This window comes from Burkholderia cepacia (genome assembly GCF_001718835.1).
Lineage (GTDB): Bacteria > Pseudomonadota > Gammaproteobacteria > Burkholderiales > Burkholderiaceae > Burkholderia > Burkholderia cepacia_F.
Window position 1 is genome coordinate 2,369,761 of record NZ_CP013444.1, and the last position, 19,656, is coordinate 2,389,416.

Consider the following 19,656-nt stretch of genomic DNA (forward strand, 5'->3'; position numbering starts at 1 on the left):
CGCGTAGCATAAAAGTTGAAGTTAACTTCAAGTCAAGCTTTCCAGGAGCACGACATGGGTACTACCGAAGAACCGAAATGGCCGCTGATGTCGATTCGCGAAGTGGCTGCGCGCAGCGGCGTGCCGGCGTCGACATTGCGGTTCTACGAAACGCGCGGGCTCATCAAGTCGCACCGCAACGGCTCCAGCCATCGGCACTATTCGCGCGCGGTGCTGCGGCTGATCGCGTTCATCGTGTTCGCGCAGAAGATCGGCTATTCGCTCGACGAGATCGCCGAGCAGCTCGTCAGCCTGCCCGAGGACACCGCGCCGAGCAACAAGGACTGGCAGCGGCTGTCGCGCGGCTGGAAGCAACGCGTCGCGAGCCGGATCGAGGAGCTGCAGCGGCTCTACATCAACCTCGACGAATGCATCGGCTGCGGCTGCCTGTCGCTGAAGCGCTGCAAGCTGACGAACCCCGAGGATCGCGCAGGCCGGCGCGGGCCCGGGGCGCGTCGGTGGCTCGGCGATCCGCCGCCGGTGTGACTGCCGGCGGGCGTCCGTCGCCAGCCGGGATCGGCCCTGCCGGCTTGCCGTCTATCGCGTCCACATCACGGCGTGCGTCTGCCCGCTCGACGTCGTCGCCTCGCCGACGACCTGGCCATGTTCGTTGATCCCGAACGCCGCGCTGCTCCTGCCGCCCGGCAGATTGCCGAGATCGGTCATCACGCCGTTTTCGAAGAGGAACGCGTGGGTCTGGCCGTCCGCGGCGTCCGACGTGCCCACGACCTGCCCATGGTTGTTGATCGCGTACGCCGTGCTCGTATGGCCGCCGGCAAGCGTGCCGAGATCGATCATGGTCCCGTCCCGATACACAAATGCGTGGAAGTAGCCGTTCGCGGCGGTTGCGTCGCCGACGACCTGGCCGAGATCGTTGATCCCGTAGGCCTCGCTGAACTGGCCGCCGGGAAGCGTGCCGAGATCCTTCATCACGCCCTTGTCGTACAGAAACGCATGCAGCGGCTCGATGTGATGGGCCAGGAACCCGGCCGCGCCGGCGATCTGTCCTTGGTTGTTGATCGCCGCGGCGGTGCTGTCGAGATCGCCCGGCAGCGTGCCGAGGTCGGTGAAGGTTCCGTTTTCGTACAGGAACGCACGCCCCTCCCCTCTTGCCCCGTTCACCATCACGCCCACCACTTGCCCGTGACCGTGCTGGTTCACACCGGCGGCGCCCGTCGCGAAGAAACCCGGCGGCACGCCGAGATCCGCCATGACGCCGCCGTCGTACAGGAACGCGTGGCCAGGCTGGCGGCCCTGCGTGCTCAGCCCGACGTCTCCGCTTCCGATGACCTGGCCGCGGTCGTTGATGCCCGACGCCGAACTGATGTCGCCGCCTTGCATGGTCCCGAGATCGGACATCGCGCCTTGCTGATAGAGAAACGCGTGCGTGATGAAGAACTGCGTGCCGGAGAGGTTCGCCTCGCCGACCACCTGGCCCCGGTTGTTGATCGCGGTGGCCGAGCTGTAGGTTGCGCCGGGAAACGTGCCCAGGTCATGTATCGCCAAACCCTGCGCGCCGGCGGGCTGGAACGCGTGGACGGACAACAGCGCAAGAATCGCAATGGTGCGGAAAACGCCGCCGCGCCTGACGAGCGGCTTGCATGCGGATCGCATTGTGCACTCCTTCGGGTGGATGCTTGACACGGGGATGGCGGCGCGGGGCGCCGGATGCGCGCGCAAGTGCGACGCGACAAGCCGACGCCCGGCGTCGGGCCGGCTCGCTTCCCGGCCGACAGGGCGGGAAAGCCCGACCATCACGCATGAATCGCTCCACGGCCGTCGGACAGCGGTTTCCGCTGGCTGCACGCGACGTTCGTGCGGGAGTGGTTGCAACGGAGAAACGCCATCGCGAATCGCGGCAGGCGCGCGGGCGGCGTGTGCGACGCGGCCTGCTCCCGCCCGGTGCGGCCCAGGCACGCGCGCGCAGGCGTGCGGGCGAAGCCGCGCCGCCGCAAAAAAACGTATCTCGGAAGAAACGCCGGTGCCGCGCCCTCACCCCGGCCGACGGCCCCCGCTCACCGCAAGCGTCGCGCCGCGTCGGCGACGCGACCGCCCGGTTGCGCCGGCCGTCATCGCGACGCCGGCGCGCCGGGCCCCAGCAGGTCGAATGCCGTCGCGAGCACGGCTGCCTTGAATTGCTCGGGCCGTGACGGCAGCGGTGTGAATTCCCGCACCAGGTGACTGTAGGACACAGTCATGTTGATCGCGTTCTCGATCATGAAGAACGTCACGTCGGGATCCGCCATCCTGATCTCGCCGGCATCGGCCGCATCGACCAGCAGCGGGATGAACACCGCGCGGTACGGCCGCACCAGCCTCTCCAGCAGCAGGTTGAGCCGTTCGCCCTGCTCCGTCGTCGCGGTCGAGAAGAACATGCCGATGTCCGGCTCGGCGAAGGTCAGGTCGATGCCCAGCGCAAGCGCGCGCTCGACGCGCGCCCGGTACGACAGCGACGACGTTTTCAGCGCACCCACCTCGGCCAGCAACGGCGCCACCAGTTCCGAGATCTGTTCGACGACCGCGTTCCAGAGCGTCTCCTTGGTTCCGAAATGATGCGCGATCAGCGCCGCGTCGATGCCCAGCTCGCGCGCGACCTCGCGCACGCTCGTCGCGTCGTAGCCCCGTTTCGCGAACGTGCGGCGCGCGGCCCGCAATATCACGTCCGGTCCGACGGACGCGCCCGGCAACGGCCGCCCACGCGTGCGCCGCTTCGACGGGGATCGCCCAGAAACTCCAGCCACGTTGTCCTTGCTCCCTTCCACGATTCGATTGCCCTGATCATCCGCCGGCCCCGATTCCCGGAACCGGACGGTCTCCGTCCCCGGTTGACACGCCAAGCGGCGCGGCGCTAGGATCATACCTTATTCATCACGTGATGATTTAACAATGTTCACAGTCTCCGAACCCGTGCGTATCGTCATTGTCGGCGGCGGCATCGCCGGACTGCAACTCGCCACGCGTCTGGGCGAGCGTCTCGGTCGGCCCGGGCGCGCGCAGGTCACCGTCGTCGACCGCAGCCCGACCCACATCTGGAAACCGATGCTGCACACGATTGCGGCCGGTACGCGCGACGTGCAGCAGCAGCAGGTGATCTTCCTCGCCCATGCCCGCGATCACGGCTACACGTACCAGCCCGGCGAACTGAAGGGGCTCGATCGCGCGCGGCGCCGCGTGCAGCTCGGCGAGATCCGCTCGCAGGACGGTGAACTCGTGCTCGACGCCCGCGAACTCGAATACGACGTGCTGATCCTCGCGCTCGGCAGCCAGGCCAACGACTTCGGCACGCCGGGCGTACGCGAGCACTGTTATTTCATCGACAGCCAGCCGCAGGCCGAGACCTTCAACGAAGCGCTGCGGATGCGCGTGTTTCGCAGCATCGCGCGCGACGAGCCGTTCCGCGTCGCGATCGTCGGTGCCGGCGCGACGGGCGTCGAGCTTGCCGCGGAGCTGAGCCGCCTGCTGGAAGTGGCACAGGCCTATGGCGACGAAACGGTACGCGACCGGCTGCAACTCACGCTGCTCGAAAGCGGTCCGCGCATCCTCGCCGCATTTCCGCCGAAGATTTCCGCATCGGCACAGCAACGGCTCGAACAGATCGGCTTTCACGTGCTGACGTCGACCCGCGTCACGTCCGCCGACGCGAACGGCTTTCACTACGGCGACGGGTCGTTTGCGGAAGCGGACCTGATGGTGTGGGCGGCCGGCGTGAAGGCGCCCGATTTCATGCAGGCGCTCGGCGGCCTCGACACGAATCGCGCGAACCAGATTGTCGTCGGCCCGACGCTGCAGGCAACGGGCGACGAGCACGTGTTCGCGATCGGCGATTGCGCGAGCCTGTTGCCCGACGGCCAGGAACGGCCGCTGCCGCCCACCGCGCAGGTCGCGACGCAGCAGGCCGAGCATCTCGCGAAGCACCTGCCCGCGTGGCTCGACGGCAAGCCGATGCCGCCGTTCGCGTTCCACGATTTCGGCGCGCTCGTGTCGATCAGCGACTACGACGCGTTCGGCACGCTCGGCCAGTTCGGGTTCTTTCGCGGCGGCTTCATCCAGGGGCGATTCGCGCAGTTCAGCCACCTGATGCTCTACCGGCGGCACCAGCAGGCGCTGCACGGCTTCTCCAAGGCGAGCCTGCTGTGGATCGCCGAACGGATCAACGGCTGCGCGCGGCCGCGCATCCGCCTGTCGTGATTCAGGCCCCGCCCAGCATCCCGCATCGCATCGGGAGGACAGACATCTTGGATGACAATGCAGCCCCCTGGCTTCAAACCGTCGCCGCGATCGGCAGCTTCGACATGCCGACGGCCTCGTGGGCCACCGGCCGGCGACGCAGCACCACCCGCGACAAGCTGCCCGACTGGAGCGCGACGAGCCTGCCGACGATCGGCGTGCTCGAGCGGCCGACGCGGGACTCCGTGGTGATTTCGTGGTGCGACGCGTGCAGCGGCCGATACGGCTACCAGAAATGGCGGCTGTTCAACACTCGGCGCCGCGGCGTCTGCGTGCTGTCCGGGCGGGCGATCGAGATCGGCGACAGCGTCTATGCGCCGCAATTGCTCGGCTCGACGCCGGGCAATGCCGCCGCGATGATCCTGGCAGACTGCCTGGACGCGGTCGACGCGGCGTGATCGTACGGCCGCGTGCGCTGCGCCTCCCGTCCCGTCGCAACGCCCCCCCCATGCTTGCGATCGGCTGACATGACGACGTCCCGCAAGCATCCGCCATTTCCCGAACCCGCTCCGCTCACGCTGCGGGAATAAATCCCCGCCCTCGCAGGTATACCCGGCTGAAAGCGCCGGTTTATTCCAGGACGATCCGGCCGTCCGTAGTTCTCATTCGCCTGCGAGGCCCCCATGTCGTCATCGAATCCCTCCAGTCCGTCCCGCCGGAAAGCGCTGCAATGCATGGCCTTCGGCGGCCTCGGCACGCTGTTTACGCTGTCGGGCGGCATCCTGACGCCGTTCGACCTGGCGCTCGCGCAGGACAGCGGCGCCCGCCCTGCCGATGCGGGGCGACCGCTGTTCGTGCAGGTCAGCGACACGCACATCGGCTTCAACAAGGACGCGAATCCCGACGTCGCCAGCACGCTCAAGCAGACGATCGCGCTCGTCAACGGGATGTCCGCGAAACCCGCGCTGGCCATCCACACGGGCGACATCACGCACCTGTCCAAGGCGTCCGAATTCGATCTCGCGTCCCAGCTCCTGTCCGGCCTGCCCATCCCCGAACTGCATACGGTGCCCGGCGAGCACGACGTCACCGACGGTTCGGGCGCCGAATATTTCAGCCGGTTCGGCAAGGCGTCTGACAACCGTGGGTATTACAGCTTCGATCACGCGGGCGTGCACTTCATCGGCCTCGTCAACGTGATGCACTTCAAGCCGAACGGGCTCGGCAGCTTCGGCGACGACCAGCTCGCGTGGCTCGCGCAGGACCTCAAGGGCCGCTCGTCGAGCACGCCGATCGTCGTGTTCTCGCACATGCCGATGTGGACCATCTACGAACCGTGGGGCTGGGGCACCGGCGACGCGCCGCAGACGATGGCGATGCTGCGCCGCTTCGGCTCGGTCACCGTGCTGAACGGGCACATCCACCAGATCGTGTCGAAGGTCGAGGGCAACGTGACGTTCCATACCGCGCGCTCCACTGCGTTCCCGCAGCCGACGGCCGGCAACGGCCCCGGCCCCGTGCCGCTCACCGTGCCGCGCGACCGGCTGCCCGCGATGCTCGGCGTGACGACCGTCGAATTCGCGGGCCATCCCGCGGCGTCGGCGCTTCACGACGCCACGCTCGCGTAAGCGGCAAGGAGACCACCATGAAGAATCGTGCACTGCCCCGCACCCTCGTCGCGCTCGCGCTCTGCGCGGCCGCATCCGTGTCGCCCGGCGCGGCATTCGCGCAGGGCCCGGGCGGCCCGCTCGTGACGATCCGCAATTTCATGTTTTCGCCGATGTCGACCACGATCAAGGCCGGCACGACGGTCACGTGGAAGAACCTCGACGGGGAACCGCATACGGTCGTCAACGACGCCGGCATCTTTCACTCGTCGGCGCTCGACCAGGGCGACACGTACTCCTATAAATTCGACAAGCCGGGCGTCTACAAGGTGTTCTGCGGGATTCACCCGTACATGAAGGAGACCATCACGGTGCAGTAAGCCGCTTCACCGCAATCCATGCCGGACGACGCATGCCGCAATCGGGCATGCGTCGCGGCGCACGTGTCGTGCGCCTGCGAACGCCTGGAAATGTTTACGATCCGGCCGCCGCGCGCAACCGTTCGACGAACCCGCCGAGCTCGGCGGCGCCCGCATCGGTGACGGCCCGGTAATTCATTCGCCCGGCCGACCAGCGCGCGACGTGATAACCCTGCTGCTCGTCGATGCGCGGCTGCCCGGCGGCGCCGTTTCCCGGCCACACGTACACGTTGATCGGATGGCGCTGATACCGATACACGAGCACCGCGACGGTCCGCCCGCCCACGTAATCGAGCCGCCCGCCGACGAGCGGATAGCCGTCCTGCGCCAGATCCCGCACCGGCGGCGCAAAATCGATCTTCCCGTCGAACCAGGGCTTGACCGTATGCCGGTCGGTCGACACGACGTCGGTCAGATGATCCAGCTGAAGCGAGCGCACATGGCTGTCGACGAGTTCCGTCCGGAGCTGCTCGTCGGCCGTCGGAACCGACAGCCATAGCACGCCGCTCCACGCCAGCGCCAGCGCGCTGACGGCCAGCGCGCCCGCCGGCGCCCAGATCGGCATGCCGGTCGCCGCGCGCGGCCGCAGCCAATCGGACAGGCGCCGGCGCACGGATCGACGGGAACGCAGATCCGCCGCGATCCGCACGCGCAATGCGTCAGGCGCGCCGAACCGAAGGTCGGCCGACTTCAGCAGCGCGCTCGCGCGCCGCTGGATCTCGAGTGCGCTCCGGCATGCGTTGCAGCGGGCCAGGTGACGCTCGAGCGCCACACTTTCGGTGAGACTCAACTCGTTGTCGACGTATGCCGCGAGCACGTCGCATGCTTGCTGATGATCCATCACGCCTCCTGGCCCATGTTCACGAGAATCGCGGCGAGCTGCCGGCGCCCGCGCCCGAGGCGCGACATCACCGTGCCGATCGGCACGCCGACGATGCTCGCAATTTCCTTGTACGAGAACCCTTCGATCTCCCTCAACACGACGACCTCGCGGTGCTCGACGCTCAGGCTCTCCAGCGCCTTGACGACCTGCCGGCGGTCCTGCGCGCGCATCAGCAGGGTCTCGGGGCTGAGGCAGCCTTCGTCGCTCAATTCCGGCGTGGCGCCGTCATCGTCGAGCGACAGCGATTCGGCCGTGCGGCGCCGGTTCTGCCGATACCACGTGAAGAACACGTTGCGGACGATGCTCAGCAACCACGCGCGCGCATCGTCGCCGTCGAACCTGTCGATGAACCTGAACGCGCGAACATACGCTTCCTGAACGATGTCCTGCGCATCCTGGTCGTTGCGGGCAAGCCATCGGGCGACGTTGTACGCGGCATGCATGTGAGGCGACATCAGCGCATCGAAGCGCCTGACAGAAGTCTGCTCGTCCATTCCGCACCCGGATCGTCACTTGATCGACACCACACCGCACAAGTGATGACTCCCGAAACGCGGTTTCTATTCCCGTCGTCCGCATGCCGTGCGGATGCGGGCGATTTTTTTCAAGGATTCCGTACGAGTGGAATAAACGCGCCCGCCGCGAAGTTGGAACGATTGCAGCACGCACCGTTTTCACTTTCGAAGGAGCTCATCATGAACAAGCCTCTGCTGGTCGGCGTTTCCATCGCGATGCTTTGCGCCGCCGGTTTTGCCACGCAGGCTTCGGCGCAAGGCAGGACGCGCGCGGAAGTCCGTCAGGAATTGATCGACGCGGAAAACCACGGTCTGCGTTTCGTAACCGACGCGTCGTATCCCGATGTGAGCCCGCTATACCAAACGCAGGTGGACCGGATGCAGGCCGCGCCCGAACGCAGCGGAACCGGCAGTCAGGCCGCGGGTTCGACCGATGCGGGCAAACGCGCGCTCGCGCCCGCGACACCGCGCGACGCGGCGTGCGTCGGACCCGTCAGCTTCTGCACGCCGTATTTCGGCAGCTGAGACGCGCGCGTCGTTCGTCGCCTGCCCGCCATTGCATTCACGGTTTCTGGAGCACCATCATGAAACACCCGATCGGTTTGCTGATCGTCGCCGCGCTGTTTGCCGGCGATGCGGCATCGGCCCAGACACCCGCGCCGCTCACGCGCGCGCAGGTGCTGGAGGAACTCTATCAACTGGAAGCCGCCGGCTACGATCCGTCGGCCGGCGACCAGGGCACGTACCCCGCGGACATTCAGGCGGCGGAAGCGAAAGTCGCCGCGCAGCGGGCAGCCGGATCGGCGGCGGCCGACGCAAGTGCGCCGTCAGCCGGCCTGCCCGCGCAAGCCGGCAGGTAGCGGCACGTGACGCCGGCGACGGAGATTCACAGGTCCGACCCGGCCGTTCCGCCGGGTCGATTCCTGTTCACGGAGGCGTCTCCCCGAGCAGCCGTGCTACGGCGCTCGAAGAGATCGGTATAAAAGACGCGCGCTTCTCCCGAGGAGAAGAAGCGCGCGGTAAAGCCGCCTGACGAATCCGAGGCGCCAACCAGGCAAGTAAACGCCGTCAGGCGGGACACGAGACATGGAACCCGTGCCGAGTGAGAACCGGTGAAACTTCCAAAAAAAACTGTGATCGCAGATGGCAACGTCCCGGCCGCGTCGATACGACTCGCGCGCGCTCCCGGCAATCCGCAACGATCCGGGGGCTGCCGCCCAACAGACGCATGTCCGTCGGCCGTTTCATTTCCGGTCGTCGCCTGCGCTCGCAACGCGAGCGACGACCGTCCTGCCTCGTTACATCCTTCCTGCTTCCTGCATCAGGTTGTCCATCGTGACGTCGGCGTCACGCATGCTGCCGATTCCGCTGCCGCAGCTCGGCCTCGCCCTGTGCGTGGTCCGGGCCCGCGAGCCGCACCGCGACGGTCGCGGCCGTGGTGCTCGCATAGACGTTCAGCGCGGTGCGCCCCATGTCGAAGAACGCATCGACGCCGAGGATCAGCAGCACCGCATCCGCCGGCAGGCCGATCGACGTGAGGATCACGGTGATCGCGACGATCGCGCCGGACGGCACGTTGGCCGCTCCGTCGATCGTGATGATCGTCAGGACCACGATCATCAGCACGACCGGCCACGTCCAGACGATGTGGTACGCGTCCCCGAGGTAAGCGACCGCGAGCGCCGTATAGAGCACCGCGCCGTCGCGGTTGAAGATGTATGCGAGCGGCAGGATCGTCGACGCGACGCCGCGCGGCACGCCCATCTCGGTCAGCTTCTTCAGGTGAAGCGGGAACGTGATCTCCGACGAACGCGTCGTGAAGCCCAGGATCAGCGGCTCGCGCACCTTCCTGATCACGGCGAGCGGCGAATGGCCGGTGGCCTTGATGACCGCCGTCAGGATGATCGCGAGGATCGCCATGCCGAGGTACGCGACGCCCAGCAGCTTGACGAGCGGATGGAGCGCGGCGATGCCCTTGGTCGAGAACAGCAGCGCGAGCGCCGCGAAGATCGCGAGCGGCGACCACGCGATCACCCACTCGACCAGCTTGAACAGGCCGGCCAGCAGCGCCTCGAACACCGCGATCGCCGGTTCCGCGCGATCCGCGACCGCGGCCAGCGCGGAGCCGAGCAACACGCCGAACACCAGCACCGGCAGCGAATTGCCCGCGGCGAGCGCGGCGACGATGTTGGCGGGAATCAGGTCGACCACGAATTGCAGCCAGTCGATCGACGACGCGAGATGCGCCGGCATCGTGCCCGTCTGGGCCAGGCTCGCACCGAGCCCCGGGCGGAACGCCCAGTTGAGCAGCAGCCCGAGCGCCGCGGCCAGCGCGGTCATCACGACGAAGAACACGACGCTGAGCGTCGCGACGGTGCCGAGCCGGCCGCGCTGCTGCCTTGCGCGAAACACGCCGACCGTCACCGACAGGAAAATCAGCGGCATGACGACCATCTTGATCGCATGCCCGAAAATCGCCGTAACGAATCCCAGCTTCGAACCCACGTCCGGCAGGAATACGCCGCATGCGCCCCCGAGCACCAGGCCGGCGAACATCTTGATCGGAAGCAAGGATTTATTGGTCTCGTTATTCATTGTTGTGCCCGGATTAGTTTGATTCGCGCAGGCGTTCCGTCGATGATGTGATTCCACATATGCCGCCGCGCGAGTTCGCCGTCTTTATCGACGATCGCCTGATATATCCTGAGATGCTCGATCGTGCCGCGACGCACCGTTTCCGCATCGCCGCGCGGCAATTCATTGAGAGCGAGAGTCTGCCCGCGCAATAATTCGTATGCCGTCGAGATTCGCGGGTTCTTCGCCGCCGCGAACAGCTCCTGATGGAATACCCATCCCACGCGCTGTTCGAGCATGATGTCACCGCTGTCCGCCTCGAGAATCCGGCTCATGCGTTCGGCCGACTCCCTGAGCCCGTCGGTCGCCCCGCGCTGGGCCGCCAGATAGGCCGCGGTGCTTTCGAGCGCCAGCCGCATTTCGTAGATTTCCCGCAGGTCGTCGTTGGTGGGCGACGTGACGTACGTCCCGCTCTTTCCCACCACCGTGACGAGCCCTTCGGCCTCGAGCAGATGAAGCGCGCTGCGAACCGGCATCTGACCGAAACCGAGCTCGTCGGCAAGGCCGCGATGAGAAATCTTTTGTCCAGGCGTGAGCCGGCCGTCAAAGATTCGCGTGCGAATCTCCTCGTAGGCGCTCTCGGCATTGGTCAATATTTTCCCCGTCATCTGCGATCACAGTTTCACTGGTTGTTTTTAAATCGAATCGGCCGGGTGTGAGATTATCCTTCCGCTCGAATTCCGGCAACTGTAATTTATGCGAGTGCGGTAAATTTCGTAGTGTGGCTGAAAACCAGTGCCGAAAAAAAGGAAAAACCCATGCCCCCAAAAGGAGCATTGTTCACTATTGCAGAGATTCTGGCGGAACAGACCTACCCGCTTCGGGCTGCGGTTTTGCTGGTCGGAGATGAACATGCGTGCGCGTTGCCGGGAGATCACGATCCGACGACCGTGCATTTCGCCGTTCGCGACGACGCGAACATCGTTGCGGTCGCATCGATCTGCGAGGAGCGCCTGAAGGACGACCCGGCGCCGCGCGCGTGGCGCCTTCGCGGGATGGCGGTCGCCCCGCCGATGCGCGGGCTCGGCTTCGGCCAGCTTCTCGTGCGCCTGAGCATCCGCCGGGCCCGGCAGGCCGGCGCGGAGCTGGTGTGGTGCACGGCGCGCGAATCCGCGCGCGACTTCTACCGTGCGCTGGGCTTCGTCGCGGATTCGCCGCCGTTCTCGATGCCGACTCGCCCGGACTTGAAGTTCTATCTGATGAAGCATCCCGTGACGCGTTGACACCGCGACGACGACGTGGCGCGTGCATCGATCCGCGTCGCCATGCCGGCGCCGGCTGGATTGCATTCGCAAAAATTGGACCGTACCAAATATCGACATACTCACGGGCATCGTTTCGCGCAGCCGCGTATCGCGCTGCCGTCGCCATACCTGTTTTCAAGTTCACCCATACCAATTATTATTTGACGGATTGCTTCAGGAAGGGCACACCGCCATGCGTCTCGAGCACCTCGTCACCGAGCAGCCCAACGGGCAAAGCGCGAATCTCGATGCGCTCGGCATCGGCGAAGCGCTCGCGCTGATGAACCGGGAGGACGCGCGCGTCGCGGCGTGCGTCGCGCGTGCGCTGCCCGCGATCGCGTCCGCCGTGGCCGCGATCGCCGATGCGCTGCGTGCGGGCGGCAGGCTGATTTACATCGGGGCCGGCAACAGCGGGCGCATCGGCTACCTCGATGCGCTCGAGTGCCAGCCGACGTTCGGCACGCGGCCCGGCGACATCGTCGGCATCGTCGCGGGCGGCTTTGCGGGCATCAACGAATCCGCCGAGGATTCGGACGCGCTCGGGCGCCGCGATCTCGAAGCGATCGGCCTCACGCGCAACGACGTGGTGGTGGGGCTGACCGCGAGCGGACGCACGCCCTACGTGATCGGCGCGCTCCGCCATGCGCGGGACACCGGATGCCGCACCGTCTGCGTCGCGTGCAACGTCGGCAGCGAGGCGGGCAAGCTGTCCGACGTCGCGATCGAGGTGGACTGCGGCCCGGAAGTGCTGACGGGCTCGACGCGCCTGAAGGCCGGCACCGCGCAGAAGATGATCTGCAACATGCTGTCGACGATCTCGATGGTCGCGCTCGGCAAGACGTACGGCAACCTGATGGTCGACGTCCAAGCGCACAACCACAAGCTCCGGCAACGCGCGATCCGCATCGTGTCGCAGGCGGCCCGCGTGCCGCCGGACGCGGCGGAGCGTGCGCTCGAACAGGCGGGCAACCGTCCGCGCATCGCGATCCTGATGCTGGTCGCCGGCATCGACCGCGCCGGTGCCGAGCGGCTCGCCGGCGCGGCCGGCGGCTCGATCCGCAAGGCGCTCGCATCGCTCCCGCAAACCGGGCCCGCTTGACGTGCGCTGCGCACCGCCCACCCGATCCCCGATCGCCGACATGAAACCTTCGAATCAGAATGCGCGCGGCCGACCGCGCGCGCGAGCGGCCGACCGCGCCGAATTGTTCGACGCCGAGCAGGTGGCGGCGCTCCGCGCGCCCGGCAACGGCACCGAATCGTCGATATCGATGCGTCTCGCCCGCCTGCTGCGCGCGGCCATCGTCGACGGCAAGCTGAAGACCGGCGAGGGCCTGCCGCCGGAACGCGACCTCGCCGAGCGCTTCCAGGTGTCGCGGGACACGGTCCGGCGCGCGATCGACAAGCTGACGCGACAGGGCCTGATCGAATCCCGGCGCGGCGCCGGCACGTTCGTCGCCGCGCGGGTCGAGCAGCAGCTTTCGCCGGTCACCCGCTTCTCGGACGACATGCAGCGGCGCGGTCTCCAACCCGGTTCGCAGTGGCTGCGCCGCGAGCTCGACCGGCCGTCGCCCGACGAATTGCTCGCGCTCGGGCTCGCGCCGCACGCGCGCGTGATTCGCCTGGAACGCGTCAGGACGGCCGATGCGGTGCCGATGGCCATCGAACGCGCGACGCTGCCCGCCAACCTGCTGAGCGGCGCCGTCGACTTCGGCGACTCGCTGTACCGCGCGCTGCAGGATGCCGATGTCCATCCGGTGCGCGCGGTCCAGCGGCTGCGCGCGGAACTCGCGTCGGCCCGCGACGCCGAGCTGCTCGGCATCCGCGCGGGCGACCCCGTGCTGTCCATCGAGCGCCGCTCGTTCTCGAGCGACGGATGCCCGCTCGAACTGACGCGCACGCTGTATCGAGCAGACCGTTACGACTACGTCGCGGTGCTCGATCACGAGTGAACGCCGAGGGGCGCGATGCGCGCGCGAACCCTGATGGGGCATCCCCTAGCACGCGGCCCGACCCGCCGATGCCATAGTAGGATTCGAGGATTACTCGCACATAGTGCCGCGCCGGCTCACGGGCCGGCCCGGACGGAGAATACGGAGACCGTCATGCATTCCGACAGGCCCTTGTCGCACGACGCCGGCACGCGGTCGCGCAATGGTCCGCACGGTGTCGACCCTGCCCGGCCGAAGCGGCCCCGGGACAAGCGCGCGGAAGGCGACGCGACGGCGACACCGCTGGCGCGCGGCTTCGCGATCCTGTGCGCGTTCGGTCCGGACAAGGGCTGGCTCGGAAACCGGGAAATCGCGCTGGAAACCGGCATTCCCGCGCCGACCGTGTCGCGGCTGCTGCAGTCGCTGGTCGCGCTCGGCTACCTGCATCACGACGACTCGAGCCGAAAGTACGCGCTCGCGCCCGCCGCGCTGTCGCTCGGCTACGCGGCCGTCGCCGATCCCGGCATCCAGGCAGACGCGGCCGATACCGGCGTGCCGCTCAGCGCGCGGGACCACGTCGATGTGCTCGCCCCGGACAGCGCAGGTGCCGCAGGCGCGACTCGCGACCAGCGAGTAAGCGCCCGATCGCACGCATCGGCGTCGGCCTCGCCGCGCAAGCCGGGAATCGCCATATCCCCATCCAGCCCCGTCACGCTGACCCTCGATCGCGGGCTCCAGGTGCTGCGCGCGTTTCACGCCGACCGCGCGCCGCTGACGAACGGCGAACTGGCGTCGCGGACCGGCTTGCCGAGATCGGCCGTATCAGCTCTGACTTCGGCGCTGATCGACCTCGGCTTCCTTCGCCGCGCAGCGGGCGACGCACGTTTCGAGTTGGGCTCGAACGTGTTCGGCATCGGGCAGGCATACCTCGCGGCCAATCCGGTCACGCCGCTCGCCCAGCCGTTCATGCAGAAACTGGCCGACCGGCTCGACGCGTCCGTCGGGCTCGCCGTGCCTGACCACCTGGACATGCTGTATGTCGCGCACCGCTCCGGCGCGCGGATCGCCACGCCGCGGATGGGCGTCGGCTCGCTCGTGCCGATGGGCACGACCGCGATCGGGCGCGCGTGGCTGTGCGGGCTGCCGGACCCGTTGCGGCGACGCCAGATCGCGCAATTGACCGAGGCGGCCGGCCCGCAGGCCAACGCGATCGCGGCCGGCATCGAAGCCGCGTTCGCGGATCTGCGCGCGACCGGCGTCTGCCTGTCGCTCGGCGAAAATCAGCGCGATGCGTGGAGCATGGCATTGCCGGTCCGCGTCGGGCTGTCGAAGACGCTGATGGCGCTGAGCTGCGGCGCGGTCGAGCCGCAACCGGATGTCGACGCGATCCGGCGCCGCATCGCGCCGGCGCTCAAGCAGGCCGCGATCGAGCTGGCTACACTGCTGCGCGACGTGCGTCCCGGGCCGTAGTCGCGACGCGGGCCGCGACAATCGCACCCGCCCCGGCGGAAAACCATTCCGCATCGGCCAAACGGCACACGCCCATTTTCTCCGTGAATCCTCGACAATCCGGCCGTCAGTCATCCACACAGTCGAACGTCTGGTGATGGATCGCCACGCCGCTGTCGCGAACGAGCACGACTGCGTAGGCCGGCGGATCCAGCGTGATGCGCGCCGGCTCCGATGTGAATTCGCGCGAGAACTGATGGTTCGTCCCTCGCACCGTCGAGAACGGCGTGCCGTACCAGCCTCCGGACGTCTGCAGGTGGACGTGTCCCGCGAAGACGTGTCGCACGTCGCCATGCGCGGCAATCAGCGCGCGCAGCGCGTCGGCGTCGGCATCGGCAAGTCGCGCGCGGTCCGTCGACGGCAACCCGAGCTCGAACGGAGGGTGATGCGCGAACAGGAACACCGGCCGCCGCGCCGCTTCGTCAAGCATCGCGCGGAGCCAGTCGACGCGCGCGGCGCACAGCCGCCCCGCCGACACACCGGGATCGAGCGTATCGAGAAATACGCAGCGGCCGAAGTCGAAGTCCTGCACCGACTGCACGAATCCGTGGCGGTCGACGCCCGCGTGCGGAAACGCCGCGCAAAACGCGTCACGGCGGTCGTGATTGCCGATGAGCAGGCGCACCGACGGAATCAGGCGCGTCAGGCAGCCGGCGAGTACGCGGTACGCAGCCGGGTCGCCGTCGTGTGCGAGATCGCCGGTGATCACGCATAGCCGTGCATCCGCGTGCCGACGATTGATATCGTCGATCGCGAAGCGCAGCCGCGCGGCGGGGTCGAGCCCGAACAGGCGCTCGCCGGGCGGCACCAGATGCGGATCCGACAGGTGGATCAGCTTCGCCACACCCGCTGTCGCCGTCATGATCGCTCCAGCCCCCATCCGTGACTGATCTGCGCGCAGACGCGCTGCCCGGCCGTGAGCGCAACGGAATGGTAGGCAAGCAGCGGTTGCCCGTCCGCGAGATGCATCGTCACCTCGTAGCGCTCCCCCCTGAACACGCAGTCCCGCACTTCGCCCGCGATCCCCCGCTCGGCGACCTGCACATGCTCCGGGCGCACCAGCACCGGCGAACGCAGGCCGGCATCGTGCGCCAGCGCCGCCATCAGCGCCGCGCCGTCCACCTGCCCGGCCAGCGCGCCCGCCGCCTCGAGCACGCTGCCCTGGCCGATGAAGCCGGCCAGCCAGTCGGTGCGCGGACAGCGATACAAGGTCTCGGGCGTCGCCCACTGGACGAGCCGGCCGCGCTGCATCACCGCGACGCGATCGGCGAGCGCCATCGCCTCTTCCTGATCGTGCGTCACGTAGACGAAAGTCGCGCCCGTGCGCCGATGAAATTCGCGGAACGTGTGTTCCATCGACGCGCGAAGATGGCGGTCGAGGTTCGCCAGCGGCTCATCGAGCAGCACGACTTCGGGCTCGCCGACCAGGCAGCGGGCGAGCGCGACGCGCTGGCGCTGGCCGCCCGACAGATCCTGCGGCATCGCATCGCCGCGCTCGGCCAGTTGCACCCATTCGAGCGCCTCGCGCACGCGGCTCGCGTACGCCGCGCCCCGTATGCCGCGCAGCCTCAGCGCATAACCGACGTTCTCCGCGACGCTCATGTGCGGCCACAGCGCGTACGACTGAAACACCATGCCCATGCCGCGGTTCTCCGGCGGCACCTGGCCGCGCGCATCCGACAGCACGCGCGCGCCAAGCCGGATCTCCCCTGCGTCGACCGGGTCGAATCCGGCGATCATCCTCAGCGTGGTCGTCTTCCCGCAGCCGCTCGGCCCAAGAAGCGCGACGAACGCGCCGGCGGGAATCGCCAGATCCAGATCGTCGACGACCCGCGTGTCGCCGTGCTGCCTGCGCACACCCTCAAGCGTCAGTTCCGCCATGGCACCACTCCTTGCGGCAGGCGCCGCGCGAGCATGCTCAGTACCGCCATCAGCGCCGCCACCATCGCGACGATCAGCACCGAGACGGCTGCCGCAAGCACGTTGTCGCCGCTTTCGTTCAGATTGAAGATCAGGACGCCCAACGTCTCGTTGCCGGCGCTCCAGAGCAGCGCCGATACGGTCAGTTCGTTCACGGCACTCAGGAACACCAGCAGCGCGCCGGCGAACGCGGAAGGCGCGACGAGCGGCAGCAGGATCTCCCGCAGCCGCCGGCCGAGCGGCGCGCCCGCGAGCTGCGCGGCTTCCTCGAGCGACGGGTCGAGCTGGTTCAGGCTCGCATGGACCGGCTTGAACGCGACCACCATGAAGCGTGCGAGATAGGCGACGAGGATGATCGCGAGCGAGCCGTACAGCGGCACGCCGATGACCGGTACCGGTCGCGCGAACAACAGGATGCATGCGATCGCGAGCACGACGCCGGGCACCGCGTAGGGGATTTCGATCGCCGCGCCGAGGCAGGCGAGCAGGCGCCCCGGGCGTCGCACCTGCCACCAGGCGACGGGGAGCGCGAGGAGCGCAAGCGCGAGTGCGGCGGCGCCGGCCAGCATCACGCTGTTGCGCAGCGCGCGCAAGGCCGCGCCCTGTTTCGCGAGCATCTCGGCGTACGCCTGCAAGGTCAGCGTGTGCGCGCTGAGCCCGATGCCGATCGCAGGCACGAGCGAGCTGACGAGCAGGGCCGCCAGCGGCGCGAGCAGCGTCGCGACGAGCGCGAGCGCCAGCAGCAGCTCGACCGTCCCTCGCGCGCGGCCGAGCGGCAGGCGCGCCGGCCGGCCCGCGGCGCCTGCGAGCCGCAGCGCGCGGCGCGCCTGGATGCGCGACTGCAGGCCGAGCCCCGCCAGCGCGATCGCACCGATCAGCAGCGACAGCACCGCCACCTGCGGCAACGTCTGCGTGCCGAAGCCCGCCATCTTCTGGTAGATGAGCGTCGGCAGCACGTAGTAGCCGGCCGGAATGCCCAGCAGCGCCGGAATGCCGAAGTTGCCGAGCGACGACACGAACGCGAGCGCGCTGCCCGCGACGAGACCGGGGCGTGCGAGCGGGAATACCATGTCGCGCCAGATCCGCGCCCGGTCCGCGCCCGCCAGTCGTGCCGCCTCGATCAGGTCCACAGGCAGCGTGAGCAGGCTCGCGCGCAGCGACAGGAACACGAGCGGCGCATGCTGGATGCCGAGCAGCAGCGCGATCCCGCCCGCCGAGTACAGCGGCTGCGGGCTCCCGAGCGGCGGCGCGAGCCCGAGCGTCTTCAGCAGCGGGCTGGACGGCCCGCTCAACTGCAGCCACGCGAGCGCCGTCACCTGCGGGGGGATCATCATCGGCAACATGAAACCGAACGCCCAGAGCCCCTTGCCGCGCACGTCCGTCAGCGTCAATACGAAACCGAACAGCCCGCCCAGCGCGACCGCGATCAGCGTGCCCGCCACGCCCGTGTAGACGCTATGGCCGATCGCCTGCCACGTCGCGACATCGCGCAGCACGCGCAACGCGGGCGCGTCCGCGCTCCACCGCAGGCCCACGCCCGCCTCCCAGAGCAACCGCAATGTCGGCGCGACGCCCAGCACGGCGACCAACAGCAGCGGCAGCAGGAACGGCCAGTCCGCCGCGCCCCGGGCAGGCGCGGCACAGGCGCGCACGCCGTTCATTTCGACACGCCGAACAGTGCGCCGAAGCGCGCCTTGTCCGCCTCGTTCGACGCCAGCGCCCTGGCGGGATCGAAGCCGAGCAGTTTCAGCTGATCGCGGCTCGGGAAGCCGGCCGGCACGGGCAGCGTCGCGAGCGCGGGAATGTAGCCCTGGGTGCGGACCAGCGCCTGCCCGTCGGGCGACAGCAGGAAATCGACGAATGCGCGCGCCGCCTGCACGTGCCGCGCCTGCTTCAGGATCGCGACCGGCTCGGTCACGACACTCACGCCCTCCTTCGGAAACACGAAATCGATCGGAGCGCCCTTGTTCTTTTCGCGGATCGCCATGAAGTCGACCAGCATCCCGTAGCTCTTCGTGCCGGACGCAATCGCCGTCAACACGCCGCCGTTGCCGCCCTGCGCGCTCGCGCCGTTCGCATGCAACTGTTCGTAGTACCGCCAGCCGAGCGACGGCAGCGACGTCAGCGCGGCGAGGTGGATCATCGCCGCGCCCGAATAGAGCGGGCTCGGCATCGTCACCTGGTTCTTCAACTGAGGCTGCGCCAGATCGTTCCAGCTCGTCGGCTTGAACGTCGCGCCGGTGTTGTACGCGATGCCGGTCGTGATCATCTTCGTGCCGTAGTAGTACCCGTCCTTCTCGTACAGCGCCGGCGCGTATGCGGTGCGCGCCGGGCTCAGGTAGGGCTGCAGCGCGCCCCGCTGCTTCAGTGCCTGCATCGTCAGGCTGTCGGCGATCAGCAGGACGTCCGCCTTGACGACGCCGGCGCTCGTCTCGGCCGCGAGCCGCGTCATCAGCTGCGACGTCCCGTCCCGCACCCATTCGACGCGGATTTCCGGGTGCGCCTTCCTGAATGCGTCCACCGTGGTCCGTGCGTCGCTGTTCGGCTGGCTGGTGTACAGCATGAGCGCGTCGTCGGCGGCCTGCGCGTGGCGTGCGGCGGACAGCGCGCAACACGCGATCGCGACGGCCGGCATGAGGATGTTGCGCATCTGATCGCTTCTCCGAGGTCGATGAAATGAAACGGCCCCACGCTCACGGTACGTGGCTCAGGACGGTCCGGTCACACGCGGGTCGCAGTGTGCGGGCGACACATTGCGGGCAGATGAAACGGATGCGCAAAATGCGCATCG

At 68.1% G+C, this 19,656-nt stretch carries 21 protein-coding genes; 11 read left to right on the forward strand and 10 right to left on the reverse strand.

Annotated features, from left to right (window positions below; translation table 11 throughout):
• Positions 1-54: 54 nt before the first annotated feature.
• Positions 55-525, forward strand: a complete 471-nt coding sequence (gene soxR / locus WT26_RS30375) for a redox-sensitive transcriptional activator SoxR (protein ID WP_069274677.1) — start codon at positions 55-57, stop codon at positions 523-525.
• 51 nt (positions 526-576) lie between these two features.
• Here soxR and WT26_RS30380 read toward each other — a convergent pair whose 3' ends face one another.
• Together WT26_RS30380 and WT26_RS30390 are read right to left on the reverse strand one after the other, a co-directional pair.
• On the reverse strand, positions 577-1,653 hold the full coding sequence (locus WT26_RS30380) for a DUF3466 family protein (protein WP_069271491.1): 1,077 nt from the start codon (positions 1,651-1,653) through the stop codon (positions 577-579).
• A gap of 455 nt (positions 1,654-2,108) precedes the next feature.
• Positions 2,109-2,780, reverse strand: a complete 672-nt coding sequence (locus WT26_RS30390; RefSeq protein ID WP_069275198.1) for a TetR/AcrR family transcriptional regulator — start codon at positions 2,778-2,780, stop codon at positions 2,109-2,111.
• 145 nt (positions 2,781-2,925) lie between these two features.
• On the opposite strand from WT26_RS30390, the gene WT26_RS30395 reads away from it, so the two are divergent.
• From WT26_RS30395 to WT26_RS30410, 4 genes are all read left to right on the forward strand, one after another.
• Entirely contained in the window at positions 2,926-4,227 is a 1,302-nt protein-coding gene (locus WT26_RS30395) for an NAD(P)/FAD-dependent oxidoreductase (RefSeq protein ID WP_069274678.1), read from the forward strand.
• Positions 4,228-4,274: 47 nt separating this feature from the next.
• Positions 4,275-4,664 carry a DUF3331 domain-containing protein gene (locus tag WT26_RS30400; RefSeq protein ID WP_069274679.1) on the forward strand — a complete coding sequence of 130 codons (390 nt, stop codon included), beginning with the start codon at positions 4,275-4,277 and terminating at the stop codon, positions 4,662-4,664.
• 225 nt (positions 4,665-4,889) lie between these two features.
• Positions 4,890-5,834: a metallophosphoesterase family protein gene (locus WT26_RS30405; RefSeq protein ID WP_069274680.1), complete on the forward strand. Its 945-nt coding sequence runs from the start codon at positions 4,890-4,892 to the stop codon at positions 5,832-5,834.
• Positions 5,835-5,851: 17 nt separating this feature from the next.
• Positions 5,852-6,193: a cupredoxin domain-containing protein gene (locus tag WT26_RS30410; RefSeq protein WP_069274681.1), complete on the forward strand. Its 342-nt coding sequence runs from the start codon at positions 5,852-5,854 to the stop codon at positions 6,191-6,193.
• Between the two features lie 94 nt (positions 6,194-6,287).
• Here the strand turns inward: WT26_RS30410 and WT26_RS30415 are convergent, their stop codons facing one another.
• Complete coding sequence (locus WT26_RS30415; RefSeq protein WP_069271494.1) at positions 6,288-7,073, reverse strand: anti-sigma factor family protein; 786 nt, start codon at positions 7,071-7,073, stop codon at positions 6,288-6,290.
• A complete protein-coding gene (locus WT26_RS30420; RefSeq protein ID WP_069271495.1) occupies positions 7,073-7,609 on the reverse strand; it encodes a sigma-70 family RNA polymerase sigma factor in 537 nt (178 codons plus the stop codon). Before WT26_RS30420 ends, WT26_RS30415 begins: the two co-directional genes overlap by 1 nt.
• A gap of 201 nt (positions 7,610-7,810) precedes the next feature.
• Here WT26_RS30420 and WT26_RS30425 point away from each other — a divergent pair, with 201 nt between their 5' ends.
• Complete coding sequence (locus tag WT26_RS30425) at positions 7,811-8,155, forward strand: DUF4148 domain-containing protein (protein ID WP_059589472.1); 345 nt, start codon at positions 7,811-7,813, stop codon at positions 8,153-8,155.
• 59 nt (positions 8,156-8,214) lie between these two features.
• Positions 8,215-8,490: a DUF4148 domain-containing protein gene (locus WT26_RS30430; protein ID WP_059772404.1), complete on the forward strand. Its 276-nt coding sequence runs from the start codon at positions 8,215-8,217 to the stop codon at positions 8,488-8,490.
• A 487-nt stretch (positions 8,491-8,977) separates the two neighbouring features.
• Here WT26_RS30430 and WT26_RS30435 read toward each other — a convergent pair whose 3' ends face one another.
• Positions 8,978-10,225, reverse strand: coding sequence for a dicarboxylate/amino acid:cation symporter (locus WT26_RS30435; RefSeq protein WP_059589477.1), 1,248 nt, complete (start codon positions 10,223-10,225; stop codon positions 8,978-8,980).
• Positions 10,222-10,872, reverse strand: coding sequence for a GntR family transcriptional regulator (locus tag WT26_RS30440; protein ID WP_042588253.1), 651 nt, complete (start codon positions 10,870-10,872; stop codon positions 10,222-10,224). Before WT26_RS30440 ends, WT26_RS30435 begins: the two co-directional genes overlap by 4 nt.
• Before the next feature lie 111 nt (positions 10,873-10,983).
• Between WT26_RS30440 and WT26_RS30445 the strand changes: the two genes are divergently transcribed.
• The 4 genes from WT26_RS30445 (at position 10,984) to WT26_RS38965 (ending at position 14,906) form a co-directional block, all read left to right on the forward strand.
• Positions 10,984-11,487, forward strand: a complete 504-nt coding sequence (locus WT26_RS30445; RefSeq protein ID WP_335622467.1) for a GNAT family N-acetyltransferase — start codon at positions 10,984-10,986, stop codon at positions 11,485-11,487.
• Between the two features lie 214 nt (positions 11,488-11,701).
• Complete coding sequence (murQ, locus tag WT26_RS30450) at positions 11,702-12,607, forward strand: N-acetylmuramic acid 6-phosphate etherase (RefSeq protein ID WP_059886598.1); 906 nt, start codon at positions 11,702-11,704, stop codon at positions 12,605-12,607.
• A gap of 40 nt (positions 12,608-12,647) precedes the next feature.
• Entirely contained in the window at positions 12,648-13,457 is an 810-nt protein-coding gene (locus WT26_RS30455) for a GntR family transcriptional regulator (RefSeq protein WP_080485791.1), read from the forward strand.
• A 153-nt stretch (positions 13,458-13,610) separates the two neighbouring features.
• Positions 13,611-14,906 carry an IclR family transcriptional regulator gene (locus tag WT26_RS38965; protein WP_335622468.1) on the forward strand — a complete coding sequence of 432 codons (1,296 nt, stop codon included), beginning with the start codon at positions 13,611-13,613 and terminating at the stop codon, positions 14,904-14,906.
• A gap of 106 nt (positions 14,907-15,012) precedes the next feature.
• Here WT26_RS38965 and WT26_RS30465 read toward each other — a convergent pair whose 3' ends face one another.
• Genes WT26_RS30465 through WT26_RS30480 form a run of 4 tightly spaced genes read right to left on the reverse strand, consistent with a single transcriptional unit; the run spans position 15,013 to position 19,515 of the window.
• Positions 15,013-15,807: a phosphodiesterase gene (locus WT26_RS30465; protein WP_060020420.1), complete on the reverse strand. Its 795-nt coding sequence runs from the start codon at positions 15,805-15,807 to the stop codon at positions 15,013-15,015.
• Positions 15,804-16,826 (reverse strand): ABC transporter ATP-binding protein, encoded by a 1,023-nt coding sequence (locus WT26_RS30470; RefSeq protein ID WP_059531809.1) that lies wholly within the window; start codon positions 16,824-16,826, stop codon positions 15,804-15,806. Before WT26_RS30470 ends, WT26_RS30465 begins: the two co-directional genes overlap by 4 nt.
• Positions 16,814-18,526 (reverse strand): ABC transporter permease, encoded by a 1,713-nt coding sequence (locus tag WT26_RS30475; RefSeq protein ID WP_080485792.1) that lies wholly within the window; start codon positions 18,524-18,526, stop codon positions 16,814-16,816. The genes WT26_RS30470 and WT26_RS30475 overlap by 13 nt, the downstream gene beginning before the upstream one ends.
• Positions 18,523-19,515, reverse strand: coding sequence for an ABC transporter substrate-binding protein (locus tag WT26_RS30480; RefSeq protein ID WP_059531807.1), 993 nt, complete (start codon positions 19,513-19,515; stop codon positions 18,523-18,525). Before WT26_RS30480 ends, WT26_RS30475 begins: the two co-directional genes overlap by 4 nt.
• Between the last annotated feature and the right edge of the window lie 141 nt (positions 19,516-19,656).

What these genes read in the sequence shown, in the direction of transcription:
- soxR (WP_069274677.1), top strand. Translation starts at nt 55, where the DNA reads ATGGGTACTACCGAAGAACCGAAATGGCCGCTGATGTCGATTCGCGAA.
- WT26_RS30380 (WP_069271491.1), bottom strand. Translation starts at nt 1,653, where the DNA reads ATGCGATCCGCATGCAAGCCGCTCGTCAGGCGCGGCGGCGTTTTCCGC.
- WT26_RS30395 (WP_069274678.1), top strand. Translation starts at nt 2,926, where the DNA reads ATGTTCACAGTCTCCGAACCCGTGCGTATCGTCATTGTCGGCGGCGGC.
- WT26_RS30405 (WP_069274680.1), top strand. Translation starts at nt 4,890, where the DNA reads ATGTCGTCATCGAATCCCTCCAGTCCGTCCCGCCGGAAAGCGCTGCAA.
- WT26_RS30410 (WP_069274681.1), top strand. Translation starts at nt 5,852, where the DNA reads ATGAAGAATCGTGCACTGCCCCGCACCCTCGTCGCGCTCGCGCTCTGC.
- WT26_RS30415 (WP_069271494.1), bottom strand. Translation starts at nt 7,073, where the DNA reads ATGGATCATCAGCAAGCATGCGACGTGCTCGCGGCATACGTCGACAAC.
- WT26_RS30420 (WP_069271495.1), bottom strand. Translation starts at nt 7,609, where the DNA reads ATGGACGAGCAGACTTCTGTCAGGCGCTTCGATGCGCTGATGTCGCCT.
- WT26_RS30425 (WP_059589472.1), top strand. Translation starts at nt 7,811, where the DNA reads ATGAACAAGCCTCTGCTGGTCGGCGTTTCCATCGCGATGCTTTGCGCC.
- WT26_RS30430 (WP_059772404.1), top strand. Translation starts at nt 8,215, where the DNA reads ATGAAACACCCGATCGGTTTGCTGATCGTCGCCGCGCTGTTTGCCGGC.
- WT26_RS30435 (WP_059589477.1), bottom strand. Translation starts at nt 10,225, where the DNA reads ATGAATAACGAGACCAATAAATCCTTGCTTCCGATCAAGATGTTCGCC.
- WT26_RS30440 (WP_042588253.1), bottom strand. Translation starts at nt 10,872, where the DNA reads ATGACGGGGAAAATATTGACCAATGCCGAGAGCGCCTACGAGGAGATT.
- murQ (WP_059886598.1), top strand. Translation starts at nt 11,702, where the DNA reads ATGCGTCTCGAGCACCTCGTCACCGAGCAGCCCAACGGGCAAAGCGCG.
- WT26_RS30455 (WP_080485791.1), top strand. Translation starts at nt 12,648, where the DNA reads ATGAAACCTTCGAATCAGAATGCGCGCGGCCGACCGCGCGCGCGAGCG.
- WT26_RS38965 (WP_335622468.1), top strand. Translation starts at nt 13,611, where the DNA reads ATGCATTCCGACAGGCCCTTGTCGCACGACGCCGGCACGCGGTCGCGC.
- WT26_RS30465 (WP_060020420.1), bottom strand. Translation starts at nt 15,807, where the DNA reads ATGACGGCGACAGCGGGTGTGGCGAAGCTGATCCACCTGTCGGATCCG.
- WT26_RS30470 (WP_059531809.1), bottom strand. Translation starts at nt 16,826, where the DNA reads ATGGCGGAACTGACGCTTGAGGGTGTGCGCAGGCAGCACGGCGACACG.
- WT26_RS30475 (WP_080485792.1), bottom strand. Translation starts at nt 18,526, where the DNA reads ATGAACGGCGTGCGCGCCTGTGCCGCGCCTGCCCGGGGCGCGGCGGAC.
- WT26_RS30480 (WP_059531807.1), bottom strand. Translation starts at nt 19,515, where the DNA reads ATGCGCAACATCCTCATGCCGGCCGTCGCGATCGCGTGTTGCGCGCTG.